At 63.1% G+C, this 17,363-nt stretch carries 9 protein-coding genes and 1 pseudogene; 4 read left to right on the forward strand and 6 right to left on the reverse strand.

The genetic code is table 11. The annotated features are described in order from the left end of the window. Positions 1 to 4 precede the first annotated feature (4 nt). The gene (locus tag NKH54_RS14235; RefSeq protein WP_023753711.1) at positions 5 to 358 is read left to right on the forward strand and encodes a hypothetical protein; all 354 of its coding nucleotides are present in this window, start codon (positions 5 to 7) and stop codon (positions 356 to 358) included. Positions 359 to 365: 7 nt separating this feature from the next. Here the strand turns inward: NKH54_RS14235 and NKH54_RS14240 are convergent, their stop codons facing one another. Further along, the gene (locus NKH54_RS14240; RefSeq protein ID WP_023694398.1) at positions 366 to 1,052 is read right to left on the reverse strand and encodes a D-lyxose/D-mannose family sugar isomerase; all 687 of its coding nucleotides are present in this window, start codon (positions 1,050 to 1,052) and stop codon (positions 366 to 368) included. 149 nt (positions 1,053 to 1,201) lie between these two features. Here NKH54_RS14240 and NKH54_RS14245 point away from each other — a divergent pair, with 149 nt between their 5' ends. The 3 genes and pseudogenes from NKH54_RS14245 (at position 1,202) to NKH54_RS14255 (ending at position 2,917) form a co-directional block, all read left to right on the forward strand. Next, complete coding sequence (locus NKH54_RS14245; RefSeq protein ID WP_353028429.1) at positions 1,202 to 2,260, forward strand: D-TA family PLP-dependent enzyme; 1,059 nt, start codon at positions 1,202 to 1,204, stop codon at positions 2,258 to 2,260. Between the two features lie 69 nt (positions 2,261 to 2,329). Then, positions 2,330 to 2,628: pseudogene (locus NKH54_RS14250) on the forward strand (type II toxin-antitoxin system RelE/ParE family toxin). Next, a complete protein-coding gene (locus NKH54_RS14255; protein WP_023672893.1) occupies positions 2,621 to 2,917 on the forward strand; it encodes an addiction module antidote protein in 297 nt (98 codons plus the stop codon). Before NKH54_RS14250 ends, NKH54_RS14255 begins: the two are co-directional and overlap by 8 nt. A 47-nt stretch (positions 2,918 to 2,964) precedes the next feature. Here NKH54_RS14255 and NKH54_RS14260 read toward each other — a convergent pair whose 3' ends face one another. From NKH54_RS14260 to NKH54_RS14280, 5 genes are all read right to left on the reverse strand, one after another. Further along, complete coding sequence (locus NKH54_RS14260) at positions 2,965 to 4,554, reverse strand: tetratricopeptide repeat-containing sulfotransferase family protein (RefSeq protein WP_353028430.1); 1,590 nt, start codon at positions 4,552 to 4,554, stop codon at positions 2,965 to 2,967. 77 nt (positions 4,555 to 4,631) lie between these two features. After that, positions 4,632 to 5,315, reverse strand: a complete 684-nt coding sequence (locus tag NKH54_RS14265) for an outer membrane protein (protein WP_023672895.1) — start codon at positions 5,313 to 5,315, stop codon at positions 4,632 to 4,634. 201 nt (positions 5,316 to 5,516) lie between these two features. Next, on the reverse strand, positions 5,517 to 6,269 hold the full coding sequence (locus NKH54_RS14270; RefSeq protein ID WP_023672896.1) for a heme ABC transporter permease: 753 nt from the start codon (positions 6,267 to 6,269) through the stop codon (positions 5,517 to 5,519). Positions 6,270 to 6,439: 170 nt separating this feature from the next. Then, positions 6,440 to 8,212: a glucan ABC transporter ATP-binding protein/ permease gene (locus NKH54_RS14275; RefSeq protein WP_023672897.1), complete on the reverse strand. Its 1,773-nt coding sequence runs from the start codon at positions 8,210 to 8,212 to the stop codon at positions 6,440 to 6,442. A 343-nt stretch (positions 8,213 to 8,555) separates the two neighbouring features. Continuing rightward, positions 8,556 to 17,135, reverse strand: a complete 8,580-nt coding sequence (locus NKH54_RS14280) for a glycoside hydrolase family 94 protein (protein ID WP_353028431.1) — start codon at positions 17,133 to 17,135, stop codon at positions 8,556 to 8,558. Positions 17,136 to 17,363: the final 228 nt, after the last annotated feature.

Consider the following 17,363-nt stretch of genomic DNA (forward strand, 5'->3'; position numbering starts at 1 on the left):
CGGGATGCCGGCTCAAGTTAGCGAAGCGGAAAAAGCCAGAATAGAACGCGCCATTCAGGCGGCAGTCTCCGGATCCTGGAAGGAATTTGCAGAACTCACCGACGAACCGTTTCCAAACGATGCATCGATGAGGGAGCAATTCGGAGATACTTCTTCCCGACTTCAGCAAGCCGACGGAAATTGGGAAATGACCTCAGGCCTAGGTATCGTGCCTGACGGCAGCGCGCGCCTGATCACAGTCTTGATCAAGGCGCCGCCCACCGTGGATATTGTCCTGACGCTGCACAGCACGAGCGATCGGGATGACAGCACGATCAGCATCTGGACGTTCTTTCAGCAGGTGAATTGGGGCGATTAGGCATCGCCTACCCCACCCACTTCTCATAGTCGGACACCAAAAGGTGCACCGGCGCGACATCCTCGTCGATGTTGGAGAAGCGGCCGATCGGCTCGCGGAAGACGTTGTCGGTGAGATCGTCATTGACGGTCGAGACCTCGCCGATCAGCACATCCTTGCCCTCGGCCCAGAAGGCGTGCCAGACGCCGGGCAGCAGCGTCACGCTCTGGCCCGGGTCGAGCTTCAGGAGCCCGCCTGCCGGCAGCCTGTGGATGGTGCCGTCGACCGGCACCGTCACTTCGGCCTTCGGATCGATGCCGCCGTCGCGATCGTGCATGAACAGTTCCAGCACGAGCTTACCGCCGCCGCGGTTGATGATGTCCTCGGCCTTGATGTTGTGGCGGTGCATCGGCGACAGCTGATCCTTGCGCGAGATCATGATCTTCTCGGCATAAAGCATGCCCATGCCCTTCTTCATGTCGGCATAGACGCCGTTGCGAACGGTGAACAGGAACAGGCCGAGTTCGTCGAATTTTTCCTGGCCGTAATCGGTGATGTCCCAACCGAGCCGCGAGGTGAAAATGGCGGCGGAGTCGGCCTTGCGCGCCTTCATCTCTTCCGGGCTCCAGTAGGCGAAGGGCGGCATGATGTAGCCGAACGAGCGGATGAAGGCGTCTGCATCGCGGATGATGTCGTTGACGGTGGAGCGTTTCATGATCGTGATCCCTTCGCGTCGCGTTCCCTGGAGTTGTCTGAAGCGCATAGCCGAACAGCGCTGCGGTGTCGACGCAAACTGCGTGCTGGCCCCATGACATCCGTGCGGATAGGGGCCATAAGTCAGCCAGATTTCCCAGGGTGACATTCATGCAAGGCATAGACGACCTCGACACGCCGGCGATCCTCATCGACGCGGCCCGCGCCGAAGCCAACATCGCACGAGCGCAGGCGCATGCCGACCGCCACGGGCTGAAACTCAGGCCGCACATCAAGACGCACAAGCTGCCTTATTGGGCGAAGAAGCAGGTGGCGGCCGGCGCGGTCGGCATCACCTGCCAGAAGATCGGCGAAGCCGAGGTGATGGCCGATGCCGGGCTGACCGATATTTTCCTGCCCTACAACATCCTTGGCCGCGCCAAGCTGGAGCGCCTCAAGGCGCTGCATGGCCGTGTGACACTGTCAGTGACCGTGGACAGCCTCGAAACGCTGGATGGGCTCGCCGCCACCTTCACCGATGCAGGGCACCCCCTGCCCGTCCTGGTCGAATGCGACACCGGCATGGGCCGTTGTGGTGTGCAAAGCGCCGCCGAGGCGCTGGCACTGGCGAAGTTGATCGACCAAGCCAAGGGGCTCACCTTCGGCGGGCTGATGACCTACCCCGCGGCCGGCCGCGCCGCCGAGGCTGAATCCTGGCTGGCCGGCGCCAAACAAACGCTCGCGGCCTCGGGTCTCGCCTGTGATCGCATTTCAAGCGGCGGCACGCCTGATATGTGGCGCTCCGGCGAGGACAGCGTCGTTACCGAATACCGCCCCGGCACCTACATCTACCTCGACCGCTACCAGGTCGCCAAAGGCGTCGGCACGCTCGACGATTGTGCGCTGACGGTGCTCGCCACCGTGGTCAGCCATCCGACGCCGGCCCGCGCCATCCTGGACAGCGGCAGCAAGGCGCTGTCCAGCGACACGCTGGGGCTCGCCGATTTTGGCGAGCTGCTCGGCATGCCCGGCGCCCGCGTCACCAGCTTGAGCGAGGAACATGGCACGGTCACGCTTGCGAATGGCGCGCACCTGCGCATTGGCGAGCGCGTTCGCGTGGTGCCGGACCATTGCTGCGTGGTGACCAACCTGTTCGACCAGGTGCATCTGATCGACGGTGACAAGGTGCTGGAAACGCTGAAGGTGCAAGCGCGTGGGCGGATGGGGTGAGGCTTTTCGTTTTGGAGGCTCGCCCTATTTCGGCATTGACGAATTGTAATTTATAACTTACTAGTCCCCATGGCAATCCTGAAGCAGACAGCCACCTTTCGGAGGTGGCACCAAAAGCTGAAAGACGGAAGAGCCAAGGCGGCAATTGCCGTTCGGCTGCAACGTTTGATTGTAGGAAATCCCGGCGACTAGTGGGTGAAGGCATCAGTGAATTGCGCATTCACTATGGGCCCGGCTATCGCGTTTATTTTCACAAGCGCGGTGAAACGGTCATCCTGCTCCTGTGCGGCGGGGATAAAAGTTCACAAGAAACCGACATACGGACAGCAAAGCGCCTGGCCGTAGAATGGAGTGACGACAATGGTTGAAAAAATCTATGATTTCGATCCTGCCGAAATGCTCGATTCCGATACGGCAATCGAGGCGTTTCTGGCAGAGGCAATGGAAACCGGAGACGCCAAATTCGTCGCGTCCGCCCTCGGTGTCGTTGCCCGCGCCAAGGGGATGAGCAACATTGCCAGAAAGACCGGCTTGGCTCGCGAGCATCTTTATACCTCGCTCAGCGAAAACGGTAATCCTACGCTGGAAACCACACTGGCGGTCATGAAAGCATTCGGCTTTCATTTGGCCCCAAAGCACGATGCAACTCAGGTCTAATCTACGCCAGCGCGCGTCGAGCGCGAGGTTGTTCGGGCCAACTGAAATCAGGACGGATAAACCGGACCCAGCGCCGCCTTCAGCGGATCCAGCGCGTCGCCATACAGCTTCCAGCGCTCGACCGAGGATGAATAGATCGGCTGGCGCACCTGCCAGCGGCTCGGCGTCCGCACGGTGCGCTCGGTCTCGTTGAAACGCAGGCAGGCATCGTCCCACTCGACGCCGAGGAATCCGATCAATCCACGGGCGCGATTTTCGAAATCGGCGACCGTTTCTTCGTAGGGCATGTCGTGGATATTCAGCGGGATGACCTTGGTCCAATGGCGCATCAGGCGGTCATACTGCCGGTAATACTGCCCAAGCTTAGTAAGATCGGCATTATAGCCGTGCGCCTCGGAAAAATTATGCATGAAACAGGACGCGCAATTGTCCATCGGGTCACGCCGGCAATGGATGATGCGGGCATTCGGCAAGATCAGGCTGATGAAGGCCAGCAGCTCGAAATTGTGCGGCATCTTGTCGACGACAAGCCGCACCGTGTTGTTGCGCTTTTTGAGATCGTCGAGATATTTCGATCCAAGCTCCTTGGCCTTGGCTGCAGTGAGCGCCGCCATGGCCTTGGTGAAAATGGCTGGGTCGAGCTTGTCGAACCCAAGTTCGCCGGCAAGTGAACGAATGGTCGACAACTCCCCGGCGCCATGGATATCGCGATGACTGGCGCATATCTGCTCGGTCAGCGTCGTTCCCGACCGTGGCATGCCGACGATGAAGACCGGGCGTCTGGATGGATTTCCCAAATTGGCTCGCGCCTCGAAGAAGCCGGCGTCGAAAGTGTCGATGAAGCTGTCGTAAAGCTGGGTGTGCCGGTCGATGTCGAAGTCATTGCCGGAAATCGCCTTGGCCCTCGCGAAATGGCGGATGGCCGGGCCATAATCGCGCTGATCATTGAGCATCTTGCCGGCGGCGTGGTGCAGCACTACCCGCTCGCGATCGGTGGTTGTCGGCAATTCCAGGCGTTTCAGCACCAAAGGCAACGTCGGATCGTCCTTGACCGCCCGGCGCGCAAGCGCCATTCCAGCCAGCGCCTCGACATGGCCCGGGTCGATGGCAAGGGCCTTGCTGAAGCATTCGACCGCCTCGGCCGGCCGGCCAATGTCGGTGAGCAAATCGCCCATACCGGCAAGTGCCATCACCGACTGGCCGTCGATAGCCAGCGCCTGGCGATAGAACCCTTCGGCAATGTCGCCCTCGAGCTGGCTGCGGTAGGAGCGGCCGAGATTGCACAGCGCTTCGATGAGCCCTCCATCGAGCTCGATCGCCTTTCTCAGATGTCTGCGCGCCTTGTCGACGTTGCCGGTGACATTGTAGGCATTGCCGAGATTGTTGCGGAAGATGGCGTTGTCCGGTTCGAGCTTGACCGCCCTTTCCATATAGGCAATGGCGGCGTCATGATGCTCGGCCTCGATGGCGAGCGTGCCCATCAGGTTCAGCGCCATGGCATTTTTGGGCTGCGTGCGAAGCACCGTCTGGTAGCAGAACTCGGCCTCGCGAAAACGCTTGCGCCGTTGCAGGTCGATGCCGCGCTGCAATGTCTTTTCCGCCGGCTCACCGGCGGTCGGCAGCGAGGCTGAGATCATTGCCGGCAGACCCAGGGGTTGCCGGCGTGGCAAGAGCGGCATCCGTCAGATCCCGGTCGCGACCTGCGACGAACCAATCAGAACTTCAGGGTAACGCCAAGCTGGAGATTGTGGGAGTACAATTTGGCGTTCTCGTATGTGCCGCCGCCATCATTGTCGTCTAGATCCACGCTTGTCACGGCCTTGAAGCGGTAACCGAAATCGAGGTCGACATTCTGCGTTACCGCGTAGGTAACACCGGCGCCCACCTGGCCGGCGAAACCCCAGCCGCCAGGCCCGTATCCATAGGCGTGGCCATCAAAATGAGTATCGGCGGTAACATAGGCCGCGCCGAGACCGCCGCCGACATAGAGTTTGGCATCACCAAAATGCGCAACATCGGCCCAGACGTTGGCGAGAAGATAGGTGGCCGACAGATTGCCGGAAGCTGGGCCGGAACCTTGGTCGGCAGGAGGGAAGCTGAAGCTGTACTCGCTTGCCTTGTAGCGCGCGTAGGACAGTTCGCCTTCCACGCGGAACGTGTCGTTGATCCGCCGACCGACAGCGCCGCCGATCACGAACCCACTGTCAAGATCCACGGAATACCGACCACTATCGTAGTCCGTCTTCACATTGTTGGCAAAGCTGGCGCCGCCGAAGAGCGTGACGTACCAGAGATCCTCCGCCCTCGGCACGTCGACAAGCGCGTCTGCGGCGTAGGCCGAACTCCAGCCAAGCGCCAATGCAAATGTCGAAACGCCAGCCAGCAGGCACAGTTTCATCGTCGAATCCCCTCGCAACAACTAGTGACTAATATCACTCTTGCTTGGCGGCCGAGCTGTCAAGAACGCAAACGAGATCAAGGAGCAAAGCGAGGTCGGGAACGATCTTTTGAGAATTCTTGTTGCCGCACCGCAACATAGCAGCACATGCTAATGTTTCTGGCGGCAGGCGCATGGCTGTCCCTTCCGTTTGAAATCGCGCTAGTCGGCCTGCCTTGCCGCCACCCTGCGCATGGAGATCACCCGCCGGCGGCGGATCTCGGTGCGCATCACCGTCAGGTGCAGCGCGAAGAACAGCACGGTGAAGCCGAGCGCCATCACCAGCAGCGGCCATAGCAGGCTGGGATCGATCGTCGGTCCGCCGAGCCGGAACACCGAGGCCGGCTGGTGCAGCGTGTTCCACCAGTCGACCGAGAATTTGATGATCGGGATGTTGATGAAGCCGACCAGCGTGATGATGGCGGCGGCCCAGGCGGCACGGCTGGCGTCATCCAGCGCGCGCGTCAGCGCGATGATGCCGAGATACATCAGGAAGAGGATGAAGACTGAGGTCAGGCGGGCATCCCACACCCACCAGGTGCCCCACATCGGCTTGCCCCAGATGGAGCCGGTGACCAGCGCAAGCGCGGTGAAGGTGGCGCCGATCGGGGCTGCAGATTTCAGCGCGACGTCGGCCAGCGGATGGCGCCAGACCAGCGTACCGAGCGCGGCGACCGCCATCACCGTGTAGCACATCATGGCGAGCCAGGCGAAAGGCACGTGGATGTACATGATGCGCACCGTGATGCCCTGCTGGAAATCCTCAGGCGCGGCAAAGCTCATATAGAGACCGATGGCTAGCAGGATCGCGGCGATCGACGCCAGCCACGGCACCAGCCTGTCGGCCAGCCCGACAAAGCGCGTCGGGTTGGCGAGGTCGGTCCAGCCGGCGAGGCGTGAGGAGGTGTCGCTCATAAGGTCTAGATAGACCGGCGGCGCGTTCGGGGCAATCGAGCGGTTGTCGCAGTGCTTACCCTCTCCCTTGTGGGGAGGTCGCTGCAAAGCAGCGGGGTGGGGGTGGTGGGGCACTACCTCCACCCGGACCCTACGGGTCCAACCTCCCCACATGGGGGAGGTAAAAAAGCCTACGCCGCTTCGATATTCACCGTGCGGCTGAGACGGCGGACTTCCTCGTCGTTGAGCAGGCCGCCGGCGCGCAACAGGCTGGCGAAACGGCCATTGCGCAGCGACAGTTCGGCGAAGCCGCCCATCTCGACCACCTTGCCCTTGTCCATGAACACGACCAGGTCGGCGTCGCGAACGGTGGTCAGGCGGTGGGCGATGATGAAGGTGGTGCGGTTGCGCCTCAGTTCGTCGATGGCTTCCTTGACGCGGTCCTCGGTCTCGACGTCGAGCGCGCTCGTCGCCTCGTCGAGCACCAGGATCGGTGCGTCCTTGAGCACGGCGCGGGCAATGGCGATGCGCTGACGCTCGCCGCCCGAAAGCTGGCCGCCGCGCTCGCCAACGACGGTGTCGTAACCGGCGCTCTTGGCAAGGATGAAATCCTGCGCGGCAGCCGCGTTGGCGGCGGCGTGAACCTCGTCATAAGTCGCCTCGGCACGACCGACGCGGATGTTGTCCTCGATCGAGCGGTTGAGCAGGCCGGCATCCTGGAAGACGGTGGCGATCGAATGACGCAGCGACTTGCGGGTCACCGTGCGGGTGTCGATGCCGTCGATCAGGATACGGCCATGAGACGGCGAGAAGACGCGCTGCAAGAGGTTGATCAGCGTCGTCTTGCCGGCGCCGGTCGGGCCGACGATGGCAACCGTCTGCCCGGCCTGGACCTCGAAGGAGACGTCGTCGACGCCCTGCCGCGAATTGGCAAACTCGAAGCCGACATTCTCGAAGCGGACATGGCCGGTGACGTTGGTGAGGTCGCGCAAGCCGTCCGGCTCGGCGGAGTCGGCGGCCGAATCCTCGAGGTGATAGAAGTCCTCGAGCTTGGCGCGGGCTTCGGAAATCTGGTTGGCGAAAGCCGACATCTGGTCGAGGCGGGCAATCAGCAGCGTGGCAAAGCCGGTGAAGGCGATGACGTCGCCGATCTTGAGCTGGCCATGGGTGACCAGATAGGCGCCGATCAAAAGCACAACCATCATCGAAATGGTCGACGACAGGCGGTGCAGCGCATTGGCCATCGCCCACCAGTCGAGCACCGGGTTCTGCGCGTCGAGCAGGTTCTTGACATAGCGGCGCAGCGTATCGGCCTCGTGGCCGAGACGGTTGTAGCTCTGCAGCACGGCGACATTGCTGACCGAGTCGGTCACATGCGCGAACACCTGATGGTAGTGGCGCTCGACCGCGGCCTGGCCCGCCTTGGTGCGCTTCATCACAAGCCGGCCGATGCCGACATAGAGAACGCCCAGCGCCATCAGCACCAGCGACATGCGAAGATCCATGCTTATAGCTGTCGGAATCAGCAGAGCCAGCGCAACAGCCGTCGACAGATGCTGGCGCATGAATTCAAGCCACAGGCTGAACAGCGTCTCGACGGCGCGCAGCAGCGTGTGCAGCGCGTTGGAGGTGCCGCGCTGGTGGTGCCAGGCGAGCGGCATGGTGATCACGCGCTCGAACGACTGGCACAGCACCTCGCTGCGCCGCTTGTGGGCAAAACGGTCGGCGCCGCGCGCCACCAGCACGAAGGCGACGATGTTAAAGGCGCCGAGACCGGCCCACAGCGCCAGCGTCGAAAACACCGAACCCTTATCGGAGATGGCGTCGATTACCCGGCCGAACATGATCGGCTCGAGGATGGCGATAATGGCGAGCGCGACATTCGCACCGCAGATAAACGCAACGCGCTTCCTGTCGGCTGCGAGATAACCCAGCGCTCTCCAGTAGATTTGCAGAAGTGACACTTCAGCTACTCCGCCCAAAACATTATTGTGCACCGCACCATTTCTTGACACGTACCGGTTAACGGGTCGCAAAACAATGCCCGTCTACCTCTTCCGTTCCCATTCTGCGAACAAAAGATGACGACGTTGCGAAATCTGCCGTGATCACCTAACGGTTTGAGATAAAAGGTGAAATGTCAGTCTTGCGGCAAAATCATGGCAGCAGCTGGCCCTGCCACATTTTTAGTCACTGCACGCTTGGACCGCCGTTATCGGGAAGGCACGCCGTTCTGCGCCAGGAGCATGCCGAAGTAGAAAACGCGCGCCTCGAAAGGCGCGCGTCAATAACCTGAAGCCTTTGATTTTACGAGGGTATCTTGACGACCACCTCGGTCTTGTCGCCGGCTTTCGGCTGAAAACCGGAAGATTTTGTCTTGGTTCCATTGACTTCGAGCGAGATGGATTTGGCCTTTTTGTCGCGGATGACGCGAACCTTGATCTCCGACCCCAGCATCTTCAGCGTGGCAGAATAGCCGTCCCAATGGCTGGGCAGTTTCGGCCGGAACGTGATCTGCTTGCCCCGCCGCTCAATGCCCAGAATGCCTTCGACCGCAGCACGGTAGAGCCATCCCGCTGAGCCCGTATACCAGGTCCAGCCGCCGCGACCGCCCTTGTCCTCACCGGAATAGATGTCGGCGGCGACGACGTACGGCTCGACGCGATAATGCTCGGCCGATGCATCGTCGAGCGCATGGTTGACCGGGTTCAGCATCGAGAAGCAGCGATAGGCATCGTCGGTGCGGCCCATTTCGGCGAGCGCGATCACGAACCAGGTCGCCGCATGGGTGTACTGGCCGCCGTTCTCGCGCACGCCCGGCGGATAACTCTTGATGTAACCAGGGTCCTTTCTCGTGTTCTGGAAGGCCGGGGTAAACAGTTTGACGATCTTGAGCTTGTCGTCGACCAGCAGGTTCGTCGCCTGCTGCATCGCCGTGGTCGAGCGCGCGGGGTCGCCCTCGCCGGAGAGCACGCTCCACGACTGCGCGATGGAGTCGATCTTGCACTCGTCCGAATTGTGCGAGCCAAGCGGCGTGCCGTCATCGTAGCTGCCGCGGCGATACCACTGGCCGTCCCAGGCGGTGCTTTCCAGCGCCCGCTTCAGCACATCGGCGTGTTTTGTCCAGGCCTGCGCCCGCTTGGTGTCGCCCTGCCCCTTGGCCACGGTGGTAAAGTCGCCCAGCGTCTTCAAAAGGAACCAGCCGAGCCAGACACTCTCCCCCTTGCCGGCTTCGCCGACGCGGTTCATGCCGTCGTTCCAGTCGCCGCCGAGGATCAGCGGCAGCCCGGCCGGGCTGCTGCGCTTGACCGCAAGGTCGAGCGCGCGCGCGCAATGGTCGTAAAGCGAAGCGCTCGTCTTGGAGATTTCCGGCGTGAAGAAGGCGTCGTGCTCGCCCTCGCCCAACACCTGCCCGTCGATGAAAGGCAGCTGCTCCTTCAGGATCCCTGTATCGCCGGTCACCTCGATGTAGCGATTGGTGGCATGCGCCAGCCAGACCACATCGTCGGAGATCATGGTGCGCACGCCGGCGTCGGTGCGCGGCAACCACCAATGCTGGACGTCGCCTTCGGGGAACTGCCGGCGCGCCGCATTGAGGATCTGGTCGCGCGCCAGTTTCGGATCATGCGCAAGCAGGGCCAGCGTGTCCTGTAGCTGGTCGCGGAAGCCGAAGGCGCCGCTTGCCTGATAAAAGGCCGAGCGGGCGCGGATGCGGCAGGCCAGGCTCTGATAGGGCAGCCAGTGATTGACCATGGCGTCGAGCGCCTTGTCGGGCGTCTCGACCTGGATGGTGTCGAGGAAGCCGCGCCAGACGCGTTCATTATCGGCCAGCCGCTGGTCGAAATCCTTGCCCGAATGGGTCTGCACCAACGCGCTCGCTTCGGCTGACGTAGCGGCGTCGCCAAGCAGCCAGACCAGCGTGACGTCGCCGCCGGCAGGGATGTCGATGTCGCTGGCGACAGCTGCGCACGGATCGTCGCCGGCCTCGACGCGGCCCGACAGGCCGGCGCCGCTGACGACAGTGTGCGGGAAGGCGCTGGTGCCGTGCCTGCCGATGAACTCGCCACGATCGGCTGTCACCGAATGCACCGGACCGGTGGCGGCCAGGAAGGCCACCCGGTCGCCGAAATCGAGACCGTAGGGGTTTTGCGCCAGAAGCGCGCCGGTCGCTGGATCCCTGGACGGGATGATGGTCGCAGCAGTGCTCGAGCGATGGCTGCCGAGAACCCATTCGGCATAGGCATAGACGCGCAGCCGCGCCGGCCCCGAGCCTGAGTTCTGGATGCGCAGCCGCGTGATCTTCACTGGATCGACGGGATCGACGACGTGCGTCAGATCCATCGACAGCGGGCCGCGTTTGGACCGGAAGGTGGAGAAGCCCTGGCCGTGCCATGTCTCATAGGTCATCGAGGGATCGCGGACCACGGCAGCCAGCGGCGAGAATGCCTTGCCGCTGGCCTGATCGTAGATGTAGATGCCCTCGCCCGGCCGGTTGGTGACCGGATCGTTCGACCATGGCGTCAGCTGGTAATCGCGGCTGTTGCGGCTCCAGGTGAAGGCAGCGCCTTCGGCCGAGACATGGAATCCGAACGAGGCGTTCGAGACGACGTTGATCCAGGGCTGCGGCGTCGAGCGCCGCCCGGCAAGGCGGGTGACATAGTGGCGGCCGTCGCCCTCGAAACCGCCAAAGCCGTTCCATTGGCTGAGGCCGCTGCCGTCGGCGCTGCTGTCGGACGCGGCATGGTATGCAGGCGCCGCCGGCACCGGCAGAGACGGCTCGCGCAGCGACGCGGGGGCCACCGGCTGCAGGGCATCGCGTGCTTGCAAGGCTGCCGCCTCGGCGCGTTCGATCTGGTCGAAGATGGTGCCGTTGCGCGTGTGCAGAACCACGCGGGCAACCGCCAGCAGCGTCTTGTACGTCGCCTCGTCCATCAGGTCGCGGCGCACGGCGAAGATGTGCTGGCGCGGCCCGAGTTCCTTGCCGCGCAGGCGGCTGTTTTCGCACAGCGTCTCGACCGCGCGCTGCAGGTCCTGGACATAGGACGATGCCTGCTCGTTGACGACCACGAAGTCGATCATCATGCCGCGGGCGCGCATATACTCCTGGAAGCGCAGCGCCTGGGCTACAATTTCGAGGTCGGCCACGTCGCCGATGCGGACCAGGAAGATCGGGAAATCGCCCGAAATGCTGGTCGGCCACAGGCTGGACTGCTTGCCCAGCCCCGAAGCGATGGATTCGCCGGGCAGGCGTAGGAACGGATCGGGATAGATCAGGAAGCGCGCCAGCTTCTGCACGTTGGCGGCGTCGGTCAGGCTGAGACCAAGATGGCGGGTCTGCACCTGCGAACGCGTCCAGGCAAGCATCGCCTGGCGAGCAAAACTTTCGGGATGGTCGAGCCTGGCGATGGCCTCGTCCAGTTCGGCGCGGTTGGCGCCGACGGCGGTCCAGAAGGTCAGCGATATCTTCTTGTTGGCCGGCACCCGCACCTGGCGGCGCAGGGCCGCTACCGGATCGAGGGTGAAGCCGTGGTGACCGCCAAGCTTGGCGCCGGGATCGAAGGCCGCCGCTTCCGCGATGGTACGGCCACGGCCGATGAAGGCACGGCGGTCGGTTTCGGCCTCGGCATCGCGCGCCGACCCGGACGGATCGGTGACGAAATGCACCATGGTGACGTCAGGCTCGTTCTTCTCGCGCTTGCGCCTGGTGGCAAAGATGGCGCCGTTATTGGCAGCGATCTCGGTCTCGATAAACATTTTCGAGAACGCAGGATGGGCATTGTCGGAGGCTTCGTTGCCCAGCACCAGCTCGGCAAAGGAGGTCACCTCGATATGCCGGTCAGTGGCGCCGTCGTTGTAGAGCGTGACGCGCCGTCCCTCGCCATTGCCTTCCGAGATGACGATGCATTCGACCTCCGAACGAAGCGAGCCCACTGTTTTGACGAAGCTCGCCTTGTCGTCGGAAAACAGCGTCTGCACTCTCTCGCCGGTCGCCTGCTTCGGCTCCGCGGTGGCCGACCACCAGTCGCCGCTGCCGGCGTCGCGCAGGAAGATGTAGGAGCCGAGCCGGTCTTCGGTCGGGTCGGGCTGCCAACGGGTGACGGCGAGTTCGCCCCAGCGGCTGTAACCGGAACCGGTGGCCGAGACCATGACGGAGTAGCGGCCATTGGACATGACGCTGGTGGCGCGCAACGCCCTCAGCGGGTCGAGGACGATGCGCGAATCCGGGCTCTCGACCTCGGTCTCGTCCTTCGAGCGCTCGTCGGCTTCGGTCCTGACCGTGGCGGTCGGGATGTCGCGCGGCGCCCTCTCCTGCAGCAGGAGTTCGGCAGACTCGATCACCGGATCGCTGTGGAAGCGGTCGCGCAGCCGGCCCTCGAAGATGGCGTCGGCAACGGCGGCGATCGACATGCCGGAGTGATGCGCCATGTAGTTCAGGACAACAGCGTGGTCGGTGCCTTCCGGCACGCGCTGCGGCGTGAAGTCGACGGCGTCGTAAAAGCCATGCCGGCCGAGAGCGCCGATGGAGCGCAGCCTAGCCAGATTCTGGACGGATTCGCGCGGTGTGAACTGCGCCGCGAGGATCGTGGCGTAAGGGGCGATCACCGTGTTCTGGCCAAGGCCGCGCTTGAGGCCAAGTCCGGGCACGCCGAAATTGGTATACTGGTAGGTCAGTTCGCGGTCGCGGGCATTGTAGGCCGCTTCCGAAATGCCCCAGGGCACGTTCTTCGAACGCGCGTACTGGATCTGACGCTTGATGATCAGCTTGCTGGTCTGGTTGAGGATCGAGCCCTGCGGTTCCTTCATCACCAGTGGCGGCATCAGATACTCGAACATCGAGCCCGACCAGGACATCAGCGCACCCTGGAAGCCGATCTCGACGATCGGCCTTCCAAGCCGGAACCAATGCTCCGTCGGCAGGTCACCCTTGGCGATGGCGAACAGGCTGGTCAGCCGCGCCTCGGAGGCGAGCAGATCGTAGCAGCTCTCATCGAGCTGGTGCTCCTCGACCCGGTAGCCGATCGAGAGCAGTTTGCGCTCCTGACGCATCAGGAAAGAGAAATCCATCTCGAAGGCATAGCGGCGGCAGCGTTCGCGCAGCGCCAGCAGCTTGGCGCGCAAGGCTTCGACGGCGTTTTCGTCGCTGTGCGAGTCATGCACATGCGCCTCGCAGGTCGCTTCCAGCCGTGCCGCCCAGTCGGCGATAATGTCGCTGCGCTGCGATCCGGCCTCGGTGTGGATGGCGGTGGCGAGCTTGCGGATCTCGCCGGCAAGCACGGCCAGGTTAATGGTGCGGATCGAGGCCATCTCCGGCTGCGCCTTGATGGTCATGACGGCGCGCCGCATGCCATCGAGGCGATCGGCCAGACGCTGGCGCAACGGCCGCAGTTGCCGGCGGTCGTCAGGCAATTCCTCGAGGCTCTCGTCGAGGATACTCACCGTGTCGAGGACGCCTTCGAAATCGCCCTGCAGGTGAACGGACGGGGCTTCCGCCCACTCGGCACAGGCCGCCGCCACCGCGACCAGATGTCCGGCCAGATTGCCGCTGTCGACGGCCGAGATGTAGAGCGGATAGAGCGGCTTGAGCGTCGTGGTGTCGTACCAGTTGAAGAGGTGGCCGCGGTTGCGCGGCATGCTCTCGATGGTCGTCATCGTGGCGTCGATGCGAGTGATGGCGTCGGAGAGCGCAATCCAGCCGAAATCGCGTGCCGACACCACCGACAGCAGGTAGACGCCGATATTGGTCGGCGACGTCCGCGGCGCCACAACCGGCGCCGGGCTTTCCTGGAAATTGTCGGGCGGCAGATTGTGGTGCTCGGCCGTGACGAAGGTTTCGAAATAATGCCAGGTGCGGCGCGCCACGGTGCGCAGCGCGTGGATGTCGGCTTGCGATATGCGCAGGCGGTCCTCGGTCTCGGCCGAGCGGCTGATCCAGCAGGCAACCGCCGGCGAACCGATCCAGAACAGAGCGAAGAAGAAGGCGACGAAGGCACCGGTGGAATCGGCCAGCACGGGGATAGCGAGACCGACGACGCCGATGATCACGGCGCCATACATCATGCTGTAATAGGAGCCGATATCGTTGTCGCCGCCCTTGTGCGCCTGCGACGCGGTGCGCCATTCCAGCAGGTTCTGGCGGCTGACGAACAGGCGGTAGAGCGTGCGCACGATGGCGTCGCCCATCATCCAGGCATTGTGCGCCATCAACAGCACTTTCAGCGCCACAAGGGCCGTGCCGAAGACGGTGTCGTGCGCCAGTGCGGAGAAATGGCCGCGCGGCGTCTGGTCGCCGCTCTTGGGCAGGATGGCGTTGACGACATCGAAGGTCGGCGCCATGAACAGCGACAGGATCAGCAGCGCCTGCCACTGCGCGGCCTGCGTGAAGGGCAGCAGCGTCCAGCCGGCGATCGCCGCCATCACCCAGAAGATCGGGGTGAGCGAGCGGCGCAGATTGTCGACCATCTTCCAGCGCGACAGCGCCGGCACGCCGGAACGCGGCGAGAAGATGAAGCGCAGCAGCTGCCAGTCGCCGCGCGCCCAGCGGTGGTGGCGCGAGGCGTCGACCGAGTAGCGGGTAGGATAGTCCTCGACCAGTTCGACATCGGTGACAAGTGCTGCGCGCGCCAGCGCACCTTCGAGCAGATCGTGGCTGAGGACGGTGTTTTCCTCGATGCGGCCCTGCAGCGCCGCCTCGAAAGCGTCGACGTGATAAAGGCCCTTGCCGGTGAAGGAGCCGTCGCTGAAGACGTCCTGGTAGAGGTCCGAAACGGCAAAGACGTAAGGATCGAGACCGCTGTTGGACGAGAAGACGCGCTGGAAGAAGGAAGCGTCGTCGCCGCTGGTGAGCGAGGCTGTGATGCGCGGCTGCAGGATGGTGTAGCCGGCGGTGACGACGCGCTTTGTCGCGTCGAAATGCGGGCGGTTGAGCGGATGGGCGAGCTTGCCAACCAGTGACGACACGGCGTCGCGCGTGGTGCGCGTGTCGGCGTCGAGCGTCATGACATAGACGACCTTTTCCGGCAGCGGCACGTCGAGCGGCAGGAAGGTGGTGTCGCTGTCGCCGCGCAAGAGAAGGTTCAGCTCATGCAGCTTGCCGCGCTTGCGCTCCCAGCCCATCCAGGCGCCCTGCGCCTGGTTGTAGAGCCGGCGGCGATGCAGGATATAGAAACGCGGCGCGCCTTCCGAGGGATAACGGGCATTGAGCCTGGCGATCTCGTCGCGCGCATATTGCAGGATCTCGATGTCGGCGGCGTCGATCTCGGTCTTGGAATCCGGCCAGTCGGACAGCAGCGCGAAATGGATTTCTTCGGCCGTGTTGGCGAGGTGATGCACCTCGATGTTGCGGATGTTTTCCTCGACATCATCGCGCGAGCCGATCAGCGACGGCACCACGACCAAGGTCCGTGATGCCGCTGGAATGCCGTGCTTGTAATCATAGCCGACGAGCCGCGTCGGCTTCAGGAACAGTGAAACAACGGTGTTGAAGAAGGCGAGCGCGCCTTCGCTGGCAGGCACCGCAAACAGCGCCAGCATCAGCGTGATGGATTCCACCGACAGGCCGAGATGGGCAAGCGCATTGCCGGAGACAACCAGCAGTAGCACCGTCAGCAGGAAGACCGGCACAACGATGCCGAGCCAGCCCGTGGCGGTGAAGGCGCGCTTGAAGGTCACATGGAAGGGCGGCCGATAGCCGATCGCCTTTTCCAGATCCGGCCGGCGCGGGCCGACCAGGAAGAAGCCGACATCGGTATGCATGGCCGGATCGGCTGATGCATCCGGCACGCCCGAGGCATCGGTGACCCCGGGAACATGGCTGGCCAGCTCGATGGCCTTTTCGGCGACACGGAATTCGGACAGCTCGGAGCGGCGCGCCAGTTGCTCGATCGACGTGCGGTACTGGTCGCGCGAAAAGAAATCGAGCGCGGCGAAATCGGTGCGCTCGCGCAACAGCGTGTCGATGCGGCTGACGCCCTCGAACCACACCGTCCAGTCGACGTCGTTGATGAGGCGCAGGCCGCGGATGATGTTGCCGGTGGTGACATTGCCGCTGGACAGCGTGCGATGCTCGGAAATGATGATTTCCTCGGCGTCGGAGCCGGTTTTCTCGAGCTCGACCTCCAGCCATTCCAGCGCCCTGCCGGCATTCTGCGAGCCGTCGCGCAGGCGGTAGAGCAACTGGGTGGCGAAGGTGGTGTCCTGCGCATGCGCGCCGTAGCCCGACAGGATCTTCCGGCGGTCTGCATTGTCGTCGGTCGCCAGCACGCGGTCGGCGACCTCGTTGGCGATATGGCGCATCTGCCTGGTGCGGTCGACGCGCACGGCGATGCGGCGCAGATTCTCGATCAAAACGAAGCGCAGCAGCGACGGCAGCGCCCAGAGCTCGCCGATCTTGAGCGGCTCGACCGACTGAAAACCCTCGACGATGGATTTGAACATGGTCGCCGAAACCGAACTGTCGGAATGGGCGACATAGCTCCAGGCCAAGGCCAGCGCGCGCGGCACCGCGGCGCGATCGGCCACTTCCAGGGTCGGCAACTGCCGGTAGAAACGGCGCGGCAGGTCGCGCTTCACCTGAAAAATGGTCTCCTCAACGAGATAATTGTTGTCGAGCAGCCATTGCGCGGCAGGCGTGATGGTTTCGCCCTTGGCCTGGGCGGCATTGGTCGAGCGGTAGACTTCGAGGATTTTCTTGGCGCTGTCGCGGATGCGGGCCTGGAAATCGAACGGCGTCAGGCCGAACAGGTCCTTGATGTCGCCCTTGGCAAGGCTTTCGCCCAGCGCGCGCAGCCGCTCTTCGGGCAGGAAATTGGAGCGTATCGGCTCTTCGGTGATGACCGGGAAGCCGGCGCTGGACTTTTCGATATGGGCAGGATTTGTCTGGATATTCATTGAAAATTCCGCATGGGGGACGCGATGCGGCGCCACCGCCACGGCAATGTCCCTAAAACCGATTCAAATGCAATTGGTTGCATGATTACACTGGCCGAAAGTTTTGCTTCGCACCACGCCAGAGGCGTTATCCCTTCGACATTTTAAGTGGGGCTTTCGACAACTTAAGGACGAGCACCCCTGCCCTCCCGTCCGCCTTGGAACGACGGAAGGATTCGGGCTTTTTCG

The organism is Mesorhizobium sp. M1004 (assembly GCF_040318795.1).
In the GTDB taxonomy this organism is placed as follows: domain Bacteria; phylum Pseudomonadota; class Alphaproteobacteria; order Rhizobiales; family Rhizobiaceae; genus Mesorhizobium.

What these genes read in the sequence shown, in the direction of transcription:
- NKH54_RS14265 (WP_023672895.1), bottom strand. Translation starts at nt 5,315, where the DNA reads ATGAAACTGTGCCTGCTGGCTGGCGTTTCGACATTTGCATTGGCGCTT.
- NKH54_RS14255 (WP_023672893.1), top strand. Translation starts at nt 2,621, where the DNA reads ATGGTTGAAAAAATCTATGATTTCGATCCTGCCGAAATGCTCGATTCC.
- NKH54_RS14260 (WP_353028430.1), bottom strand. Translation starts at nt 4,554, where the DNA reads ATGATCTCAGCCTCGCTGCCGACCGCCGGTGAGCCGGCGGAAAAGACA.
- NKH54_RS14235 (WP_023753711.1), top strand. Translation starts at nt 5, where the DNA reads ATGCCGGCTCAAGTTAGCGAAGCGGAAAAAGCCAGAATAGAACGCGCC.
- NKH54_RS14240 (WP_023694398.1), bottom strand. Translation starts at nt 1,052, where the DNA reads ATGAAACGCTCCACCGTCAACGACATCATCCGCGATGCAGACGCCTTC.
- NKH54_RS14245 (WP_353028429.1), top strand. Translation starts at nt 1,202, where the DNA reads ATGCAAGGCATAGACGACCTCGACACGCCGGCGATCCTCATCGACGCG.
- NKH54_RS14270 (WP_023672896.1), bottom strand. Translation starts at nt 6,269, where the DNA reads ATGAGCGACACCTCCTCACGCCTCGCCGGCTGGACCGACCTCGCCAAC.
- NKH54_RS14280 (WP_353028431.1), bottom strand. Translation starts at nt 17,135, where the DNA reads ATGAATATCCAGACAAATCCTGCCCATATCGAAAAGTCCAGCGCCGGC.